The organism is Bacillota bacterium (assembly GCA_013177945.1).
In the GTDB taxonomy this organism is placed as follows: Bacteria; Bacillota; DSM-12270; order Thermacetogeniales; family Thermacetogeniaceae; genus Ch130.
This window is the reverse complement of sequence record JABLXW010000028.1, coordinates 1-9,316: the sequence shown is the minus strand read 5'-3', so window position 1 is coordinate 9,316 and position 9,316 is coordinate 1. Positions and strand designations below refer to the sequence as shown.

9 protein-coding genes and 1 pseudogene are annotated in these 9,316 nt (G+C 49.6%); all 10 read left to right on the top strand.

The window, feature by feature from the left end:
- The first annotated feature begins 138 nt into the window (after positions 1–138).
- The 10 genes and pseudogenes from HPY58_13070 to HPY58_13025 all read left to right on the top strand — a co-directional run bounded on the left by HPY58_13070 (position 139) and on the right by HPY58_13025 (position 9,067).
- Positions 139–270: a cyclic lactone autoinducer peptide gene (locus HPY58_13070; protein NPV30549.1), complete on the top strand. Its 132-nt coding sequence runs from the start codon at positions 139–141 to the stop codon at positions 268–270.
- Positions 271–604: 334 nt separating this feature from the next.
- Complete coding sequence (locus HPY58_13065) at positions 605–1,651, top strand: hypothetical protein (GenBank protein ID NPV30548.1); 1,047 nt, start codon at positions 605–607, stop codon at positions 1,649–1,651.
- Positions 1,648–2,694 (top strand): hypothetical protein, encoded by a 1,047-nt coding sequence (locus HPY58_13060; GenBank protein ID NPV30547.1) that lies wholly within the window; start codon positions 1,648–1,650, stop codon positions 2,692–2,694. Before HPY58_13065 ends, HPY58_13060 begins: the two co-directional genes overlap by 4 nt.
- A gap of 601 nt (positions 2,695–3,295) precedes the next feature.
- Positions 3,296–3,904 (top strand): annotated as a pseudogene (locus HPY58_13055) (helix-turn-helix transcriptional regulator).
- Between the two features lie 189 nt (positions 3,905–4,093).
- Entirely contained in the window at positions 4,094–5,704 is a 1,611-nt protein-coding gene (locus HPY58_13050; GenBank protein NPV30546.1) for a hypothetical protein, read from the top strand.
- 101 nt (positions 5,705–5,805) lie between these two features.
- Entirely contained in the window at positions 5,806–7,047 is a 1,242-nt protein-coding gene (locus tag HPY58_13045) for a hypothetical protein (GenBank protein NPV30545.1), read from the top strand.
- 203 nt (positions 7,048–7,250) lie between these two features.
- Entirely contained in the window at positions 7,251–7,379 is a 129-nt protein-coding gene (locus HPY58_13040) for a cyclic lactone autoinducer peptide (GenBank protein ID NPV30544.1), read from the top strand.
- Between the two features lie 319 nt (positions 7,380–7,698).
- A complete protein-coding gene (locus HPY58_13035) occupies positions 7,699–8,331 on the top strand; it encodes a hypothetical protein (GenBank protein NPV30543.1) in 633 nt (210 codons plus the stop codon).
- 162 nt (positions 8,332–8,493) lie between these two features.
- The gene (locus HPY58_13030) at positions 8,494–8,793 is read left to right on the top strand and encodes a hypothetical protein (GenBank protein ID NPV30542.1); all 300 of its coding nucleotides are present in this window, start codon (positions 8,494–8,496) and stop codon (positions 8,791–8,793) included.
- Positions 8,794–8,800: 7 nt separating this feature from the next.
- Positions 8,801–9,067: a hypothetical protein gene (locus tag HPY58_13025; protein ID NPV30541.1), complete on the top strand. Its 267-nt coding sequence runs from the start codon at positions 8,801–8,803 to the stop codon at positions 9,065–9,067.
- Positions 9,068–9,316 lie beyond the last annotated feature (249 nt).

Here is a 9,316-nt window from a genome sequence, read left to right as displayed (position 1 = left end):
TATTTTTGTTTAAAATCCGTTCATGCAGCAATATCATCCGGTTGTGCAGCGATACGCTCCTTTTGGGAATATCAGGCAGGAGAACGGTTTTCTGCGTCTAAAGTGATTTGCAATACCAATTTTCCGGAGGTGAGTAGCATGTTCAAACCGCTTAAGACAAATCTCCTGCGGTTCGCTTCGGCCTTGCTCCTGCTCGTAGCGGCAACAGGAGCCAGCACCACTTGCTGGTTCCACTGGTATCATCAACCGAAACTGCCGGAAAAAGGGTAGCCGTTATCCTTGTGGGGTCATAAAATGTACAACGGCATCCATGAGTACCTTTCCTTTGCAGGCAAGGGTGCAGGTAGCTTTATTTTAGCCTAACGCTCGACTTAGTAAAGGAAGGCCACCTGGAGTTTTTGTCAGGAGGTGGTGGATAATAGAGCGAGGTTTTGAAAGAGTCGGTTTCGTAGCAGGAAGGGAATTTCCGCCAAAATCCGGAGTTGACCGGGGTGAAAAGCTGCAGAAAAAATTCAAGTTTTTTACTGAAGAAAACCCGACAGATTCTCTGACAGGGGCAAATTAATCTTTAACCGAATATTTTAACCCAGAAAGGAGAGAAACAGTGCTAAGACAAACCTTATGGTGGCGTATATCTGCAATGTTAATAACGGCCGTTAGTGGCATCCTATTAGTTATCACTGCTACGAGTTACGCTCTCGAACAACTTGTGGCGCCCGAACAATCCCAAAAAATTGAAAAGATCGAGCTAAACGTTGTAGACTCTGAACAATACACCGGCAAGGAAAACATCTTGGTTAGAGGCACTTGGGGAAATAAACCCGGGGAGTTTGGTTTGATCGTACCTTCAGGTGAGGGTGCGCTAGAAGGGCCAATGAGTTTTGCAGCGGGCGGTACAGGTGAGATATATATTTTGGATCAGGTCAACTCCCGCATTCAAGTTTTTGGACCTGATGGCAACCTCCGGGATGTAATACCAATAGAGCAACGAACGGCCGAAGCAGTGGCGGTCGATGCTGCCGGGGATGTTTACGTCTGCGACCTTTGGGTCCAGCGGGAGATTGCCCTTTATCGTGACGGGAAACTTCTGGAGAAGGAGAACTTATCTCCATCTCTTAGTGCACCCCGAGAGGTATTTGCCGTGGGAAAAGATATTTTTATCGAAGACGACTTAACTGGCCGTGCTTATCTGGTAGCTTCTGAGGGTCGGATATTATCTCCTTCAGAGCAGGGAAAGGAATCCTGGCCGGGCAGGCTTGCTAAAGAAAATGCCCACTACCTTTGTGCCTCGCAGGAAGAGAATCAAGGCGTCTCTATTTTGGATAACACCGGTAAGAAGCGAACTATTTCTATCCAGTCAAATGAGGCTGCCTTTTTAGATAGTTTTTGGCTTGATGCTGACGGTAATGCCTATTTGATTTACCAGATGCTGAAGGAATCTCCACCGGACGTGTTCAAGTCACGATTTTCGGTTGTGAAAGTAAACATCTCCAGCGGCAAAGCTCTTCAAATGGATGTGCCTACCGGGCTTTTTACACCAAGTCGGCGTCCTTTTGTGATAACGGAAGAGGGCTCCATCTACCAGATGCAAACAAGCAATGAGGGCTTAAAAGTTGTCCGTTGGACAATGCCTGGAGGTGGCGGTGAATGATTAAAAACTTGAGAAGAGTCTGCGAGAAAGGGTATCTTTTGCCGCTAACTTCTCTTCTCCTGGTATTTCTATTTGTGCCTGCTGCAATAGGTGCTCCTTATATGGACAGACACGAAATTGCAGCCAGGGCTCATAGCGCCGTGAACGGCAACTACTACTGGGGAGGTGAAAGTTGGTACCCCTTTGGAGATACCGACTCTAGCAGAACAAATGGCAAGGGGGCCGATTGTTCGGGGTTGGTTATTAAGGCCTGGGAGGTTCCTAGCACTTTTTACTACCCGTTCGAGGTCAGCGGCACTCGCTATACCACTGCGGACTTATGGGGAACCAGTTCTTACTGGTCGCAAGTAACATCTCCGGAACGTGGCGACATTTATGTTCGCCACAATTTTAGTACCGGCAACGGGCACACCTTTATTTATGATAAAGACTCAGGGTACACGGCGCGTCCGTGGGCGTATGAAGCATACAACTCAACCTATGGCATTAGATACTGGATTCGCCCGGCGGAAGACCTTTCCCAATATCGGATTAAGCGGAGGGCTCTCCGCGATGATACTGGTGGTGTAATTAAGATTGATAACCCTTCTGCAGCTTATTGGAACGAGGCCTCTGGCTGGCGGAATGTCTGGAGTTCAAGCACGGCAAATCCGGGGTATATCGGTGACAACTACCAGTATATTTACGGCCCGGGTCAAACAAATAGGGTCTTTGCCCGGTGGACCCCAGTTATAACAGCCAGGGGGTACTATCACGTATGGGTTAAATGGGCTCCCGCGGAAAACAATGCCGATAACGCAAAGTATGTCGTCCGTTATCGGAACGGCACGCTGGTTCGCTACCGAAATCAAAGGGATTCGAGTTACGTCAACCAGTGGAGCCAATTAACTACTTCTGGGGCGCTTCCTTTTGAAGCGGGCTTCAATGTCAACAGCGGCAGCGTTGATCTCGTGGCTCGTGATCCTGGAGCAAACTACACAGCAAACGGTAACGTGGTGGCCGATGCGGTGAGGTTTGTATGGGACAGACCGGCAGACTGGTAGAGATGAGGTTTGTAACACGAGCCCTGATAGTTGTATTGGCTGCTTCAGTGGTTGGATGTATAACTGGGTGCAGGGATCGGTCACTACATCTAAACCGGTCAGGCAATCTACTCAGTTATGAAGAAGATAAGATCTATGCCGATCTCCAGCGTACTTATCGCCTTAAGATCTACCGGCCGCGGTACCTTCCGTCCGGAGTTACTTCTGTCATCAGCGAGGTCGTAGGAACAGAGGCGCGAGTCACTTACCGGTCATCCAAAGGCTGCTTCATAATAGAGCTATTTTTCGGGGTAAAAGGAGACATCGGGATACCACCCGCTGAAACTATAAATGTTGCTGGTCACAAAGCCTACATAGCTGAAGACCGGGCACGCCGCTCGGTCACCATTGCCTGGATGGAACAGATCGAGGGGAATTGGTACTTGTATGGCTTAAATACAAGGAACCTTCCTAAAGAGGATGCATTAAAAGTGGCTAAGTCGTTATATCTTTACCGTAGATAGATTTGGGCTAATTGAGGTGCTTAGAGAAATTGGTGGGGGATCACCCCCGCTAATTTTGAATTTGAAAGAGCGGCCTGTGCGCCGGCCCGCAAGATAACTACCTCTACATCCTCTGCGACCCGGAACTCGTAGCCCTCAAAATCTTCGCCGCTCCGGAGGTTTTGGCTGCGGCTGAAGAGGTCGGGGTTAGGCCCGGCACCGTCTTCACCGAGGAAAGCTGCGGGACGAACGCCCTGGCCCTGGCGCGGGAGCACCAGCGCCTCACCGCCATCCGCGGTGAACAGCATTACTGCAAGCTTTTCAAGAACTGGTGGTGCGTCGCCAGCGCGGTGAAGGGCCCTAACGGCAAAATCTCAGGCTACCTCGACATCTCAATGCACGCGGAGAAGGAACTGGGGCTGGCTGCGGCGCTTTTGCAAACGCTGGTGGCCTTGATAGAGCGGGAGCTTTTGCTAGTGGAACGGTCGCAGCGCCAGCAAACTGATTCTATCGCATTAGCACCACTCCGTATCCCGCCGGAGGCGGCCGCAAAGCTCACCGCCCGCGAACGGGAGGTTTTAAAGCTGATGCTTGAGTGGCTGGACGACGTAGAGATTGCCAAAAGGCTTTACATGAGCATTGGTACGGCGAAGACCCACCGTCGAAACATCTACCAAAAGCTCGGCGTGAGTAACCTACGCGAATTGCTCGCCAAACTCAGCCGCTGATTAAAGGCGAATAAAAAATACCATTTTTGTGGTATTTACGCCGGAGCGCTGCCAGATTATGCTGTGGTAAAAGGTGGCAGCAGGAAGTTTTGAGTCAGTGGAGGTGATGGATGATAAGGCTGAGCTTTGAGGTGGTTCTCTTCACGGCGGAAGGTTAATGGAAAAATTTTTTAAGGAGGTATCCATGCTATGGCGAGACTTGGTGCCCGGTGGCGGGTGGTCTTGGTGGCGGTGCTGGCAGTAGCGCTGCTGGCGGTGCCTACTGCAGTAGGTTATGCAAATGTATCGCCGGCGCAAAAATCATTTTTCAAAACTCTCGTCCGAATTCCTGTTTCCGAAGAAGGAATCGGTTACACAGATGCTCTGGGAAGAGGATATCCGGAAGGCCCCAACGCCTTTGAAGTGCAGGGAAGCAATGTATATGTTCTCGACAACGCGCACCATCGGGTACTTAAATACAACAAAGATACTGGGCAGCTCGTGAAGAAAATATCTTTTCCCGAGGAGTTTTGGGCATATAGCCTTGCAGTCGATGCAGCTGGAAAAATATACTTATTGGATGTAGGTGCAGAAGCGGTAATTGTCCTGGTCGACGGAAAGGTCATCGTGAATCGATTGGGAAATGTTGAAATTGAGCCCGTGGCTGGATTCGGGGTTACCGAGCAAGGAGAGGTATATGTGGTTCGTTCTGGACCGGACGCAATGGAGACGCTGGTGCTAAGGCCTGATCCTTCTGGTGACTTAACAGTCATTACCAGTAACAGAGGAACAATGGCACCAGATGGTACCCTGTGGCAAATCGAACGTTTATGTGGGTCTGCAAAGGAAACTGGAGTTTCTGTTTCCATGCTCAACCTCAATAAAATGTTTAAGTTTCCCGACTGGCTCGCCGACCCAATGAGCGCGTTTAATTGTTTAGGAAAAGCAGGAACCACGTGGTTTTTCAGAATTACGACGGACGAGACTGATCTTATCGTGGGGCTGAACGACCAAACGGGAAATGTGGAGCGACTTGTGACCTTTTCGCCAGGAAGATACGCCTATCCTAACAAAGATGTGACCATCAACGCAGACGGCAACGTCTATCTCTTAGATCCCTCTGCGGATGGGATTTCCGTGGTCATGGTTGCTTCCTGGCCTTCCCTGAAGGAAATTCCACGGCTGTTGCAAGAAAAGCAGGTAACTCCTGCTATTCGTGAGGAGGAAACAAAAGGTGTTGCTCCAATGAGCATAAGCAGGTCCCAAATAATGTCGACGGCAAGTGCTTATCATGCTAAACAGTGGTACTGCAACCAGTACAACTACGAAGGGACCTATGCGGAGAAACCTTGGCAAAGACCAAGATATATCAACCAGGGATATAACAGATACTACCAGTTTGTTCCCTACTGCTGGGGAGGGTTTAGCTCTTTAAGTGGTTTCGACAGTGAGCTCAGCAGTAACTGGGCAGCAGGGAATATCGATACAACGGGCAATTATAAACAAAGGACGGCGGGAGTTGATTGCTCCGGATATGTGAGTAGGTGCTGGGGACTTTCTTCGAAACGGAACACTTACGGATTGATGAGTTCAGATATTTCCGTTCGGCTAAACAATTTTGCGGAACTCAAGCAGGGTGACATTCTTTGCAATGCGGATCATGTAATGATCTTCCACTACCGGGATGCCAACGGGAACTATGTGTTGTACGAGAGCACTAAACTCAACGCCTACGACCGGGTAGCGCACACTGCACGTTCTAAGTCTTCGGTTGAGAGTTCTTACGGTCCATACCGTTACAAATATTTGCTTGATCCCTAGATTATGTGTAAGATTGCTTGCGTCGTCTGTGAGGGAAGGAAGGGGAACAAGGGTCTCCCCTTCCTCGTAATTTATGCCCTGGAAGAGGAAGGGATAATGAAATGACAAGAAGATTAATATCCATCTTATTCTTGGCCCTTGCCTTCTTTTTTGCCATAGTGATACTCGGGGGTCTCACCGGCTGCAACGGCACTTTATGTGCTTTGAAAGAAGCAAACGATTACTCGCCGTTGCTTGGCTACGTATCGGTTGCTCAGGAGCAAGAGGGAGAAGTCTGGACCGGGCGGCTGCGCGACAGCCGGGGCAAAGAAGTGATGCTCTTTAAGTTCACGCCCTCCGGAGGGGAGGCAAGGCAAGAGTACCTCCTTTTCCCGCGGCGGTTTTTCGCCTGGGCGGGAAAACATGTGGCCTATTGCGGGGCAGAACAGCAGGAAGTCGTCCTCGTCGATTACCAGACGCAGAAAGAGGTTTTCCGCAAGCGGCTCCCAGAGCGTGTCACTTATCTTAGTGCCCACTCTAAGGGTGAGGAGTTTCTCGTTGCAACCGAAAAGGCGCTCTACCTGGTGCAGCCGGCGGAAGAAAGTAGCGTGCCTCGTTCTTCCGAAAAAGCACCTGCATTTACATTGCGCCGCCTCAAAGACGGGGTCTTTCACTGGCCCGCCCTCTCCCCGGATGGCCGGCAGGTAGCCTCCGGGAAAAAGGATGAGAAGGGCGAAGGGACGGCACTCGTCGTAATTGACCTCTCGAGTGGGCGCGCAAAAGAAATGCTCCCACCTTTCACCAATCCGGCTGCGCCAGACGTGGCTTACCGGATCATCACCTCCGTCGCCTGGAGTCCCGACGGCAAAAGGATCGTGGTGGGGACGACAAGTCCGGCCGACCCTCGTATAGAATGGCTTGTCATCTTGGAGCCTGAAACCGGGCAAAAGCAGGATCTTTTAAGCACTACCCAGCTGTACACTCCCCCCGGATGCTTTACACCGGACGGGAGGCACTATCTCTTTTCTCAGGGCAAGCCTGATTATCGTGAGTTCCTGGGGGAGGGGAACCAGTACACGGGTCCGGATGTGCCCGACCCCTTCCGGGCTAAACTCGTCCTTCTGGAACTGGAAACCGGGCGGCTCACACACCTCCGGAACATTCCGCCCGACTTAAACTCCTACTGGCCGCTGTGCGGCGGAGAGGAAAAAATCTATTTCCTCGATAAAGACCCCGATCGCCTTGTTTCCTCACTACGCCGGGATGCTGCAAGTGTAAGCATTTATCGGGTGCCGCTGCAAGGGGGGCAACCTGAGCGCCTGCTTGGGGTTAAAGGCCTGGTGAGTTATGCCGTGATTCTCTGAATGGTGCCGTACTTGACCTTCTCCACCGCTGCCGTTTCCTTGGGGTGCGGCCTGCGCCGTTTCCGGGGACGCAGGCAAAGCCCGTTCGTGCACTATTATAACCCGTTTGTGCCGCCTTTTGACCCGTTTGGGAAGATCAGGCAGGAAAACGGTTGGCCGCGTCTAAAGTGTTTTGCGATACCAATTTTCCGGGAGGTGAGAATATGTTCAAGACAGTTAAGACAAATCTTCTGCGATTTGCTTCGGCGCTGATCCTGCTCGTAGCGGCAACAGGAGCCAGCACCACTTGCTGGTTCCACTGGTATCAGCCGAAACTGCCGGAAAAAGGGTAGCCGTTATCCTTCCATGAGTGCCTTTCCTTTGCAGGCAAGGGTGCAGGTAGCTTTATTTTAGCCTAACGCTCGACTTAGTATTAGTAAAGGAAGGCCACCTGGAGTTTTTGTCAGGAGGTGGTGGATAATAGAGTAAAGCTTACAGAAGAGAGGCTGCAGCAAGAAGGTAGACTTTGGTAACGAATTTAGTGAGATAAGCTATTCGATGCATAAACCCTTTGGGTTGCTAAATCAGAACATCCTAAAGGAGGAGAAGCTGATGTTATAAGGTACCCATTTGGCAGAGAAAATTAGTGCCCGGTGGCGGGCGGTCTTGGCGATGGTGCTAACAGTAGTGCTCCTGAGTACACCAGCAGCAGCCGGGTTTACGGCTGTCAAGGTAGCGGGACACACCCTCCCTGAAGGTGAAGTTGAGTGTATTCCCTGCAAGGTGTTGAGTGACGAAGTTCTGAAGAATCCGGAGGTAAAGGCGCTTGCGGAAAGGTATGGTTTTCTGCCGGATGTAAATGGTGCGGCGGGTAAGGTCATGAGCACTAGTGAAATCAGAGGAGCCGAAAGAGACCTGCTTGTAGAGAAGGCACTATCTAACAAAGGTACTCAGCAAATAAGCAGTGAATTCGAGAAGAATGGTTTTATCATAGATGACAAAGGAATTAAAGTGATACAATCGACTACGAGGCTCGAGAACGACACAATCATTAGCTATCTTGTATCAATGCCTCTTGTTATGAAGGAAGGTAATTCAAAGGAAGTAAAAAATAAACAGGCAGCAGTAGTGACTTACGTTTCTAATCGTTTTGGCGAGGCTGCTGTAGCAAATGTAATTAGCCAGGATGGAATCTCTATAAAAATATATGACAATGACACAGGTAGGGTATTATCAATAGGGAGCATAGCTTGCGATTTTTGCCAATGGGGCAGTAGGTGGGTTGTGTGCCTGGTTTATTACTGACAAAAAGGCATGTCCTTTGGCATGTGCACGACTTTGCGCAAGAGTACCTAACCCTTTGTGGTTTGCAATATGTGGGGGATCTTGCTGGGTAATTTGCAACTACTTGGTAACTTATAAAGCCTGCAGTTGGGGGGCATATAATGTATGCAAGGCGGTAGGATTGTGTCAATAATTTTTTCCATTTTAGCTATGATTTTAGCAGGGTTACCTGCATTGATAGCAAGACACTTCTGCCCCAAATATTTTTGGCTGGGTTCTCTTATAACGATATCCCTAACAGCCGGGCTATTTTACCGGCTTTTCTTTTCACAGAAAGCTTATATGTTCGATTCTTTTCTCGGTGCTATGCCACTTTCAAAGAAAGCCAAAGTCAAATTAATAGTCGCACTGTTAATGGCTATATACGTGGCTATGCTAATCTGGTGGGGATGGAAGACTAATTTAAAGTCTTTTGGTGGGTGATTAAACCTTGGTCAACAAAAAATTAACTTTGTTGCTTTTATCCCTGAATACCGGCTTGTTCACCTATCTTGCCTGGCAAAAGCACGCGGCCGGTGGCTGCCCTGCCTGCCACAAAGTACCCTTTCTGCCGGTGTCTGATGTAACGGTGGCTCTGGTTGGTGCTACGGTTTCTCTTATCCTGGCGTTTCTTATCCTACTTTCTGCTTCCAGGGAGAATCTGAGGTACACAGTGCGTGGCACGATAACTGCTAAAGAGAAAGGCTGTGGTGTATAAATGCAGCGCACCAAGCGCGTCGCACTTATCTTAGGATCTTAGGATTTGTTTTAGGCCTGATAGGCCTATTTCTTTATATAGCTGCTGTGCTTCCTGAGCCTCCTAAAGAACCAACAATAAAGATTGAACCGGTTCCAGAAAATCTTCCTCGGGGTACGGTAGGTCTGCAGGTGGGACAAATTTACAAATATGAGTTAGTATCCTACGAACTCGAACCTAGCTTATTAAAGCGGGCGATCAAGGTGTCTT

Excerpts from the sequence above, each read along its gene's own strand:
- HPY58_13070 (NPV30549.1), top strand. The coding sequence starts at position 139 with ATGTTCAAACCGCTTAAGACAAATCTCCTGCGGTTCGCTTCGGCCTTG.
- HPY58_13060 (NPV30547.1), top strand. The coding sequence starts at position 1,648 with ATGATTAAAAACTTGAGAAGAGTCTGCGAGAAAGGGTATCTTTTGCCG.
- HPY58_13050 (NPV30546.1), top strand. The coding sequence starts at position 4,094 with ATGGCGAGACTTGGTGCCCGGTGGCGGGTGGTCTTGGTGGCGGTGCTG.
- HPY58_13045 (NPV30545.1), top strand. The coding sequence starts at position 5,806 with ATGACAAGAAGATTAATATCCATCTTATTCTTGGCCCTTGCCTTCTTT.
- HPY58_13040 (NPV30544.1), top strand. The coding sequence starts at position 7,251 with ATGTTCAAGACAGTTAAGACAAATCTTCTGCGATTTGCTTCGGCGCTG.
- HPY58_13035 (NPV30543.1), top strand. The coding sequence starts at position 7,699 with ATGGTGCTAACAGTAGTGCTCCTGAGTACACCAGCAGCAGCCGGGTTT.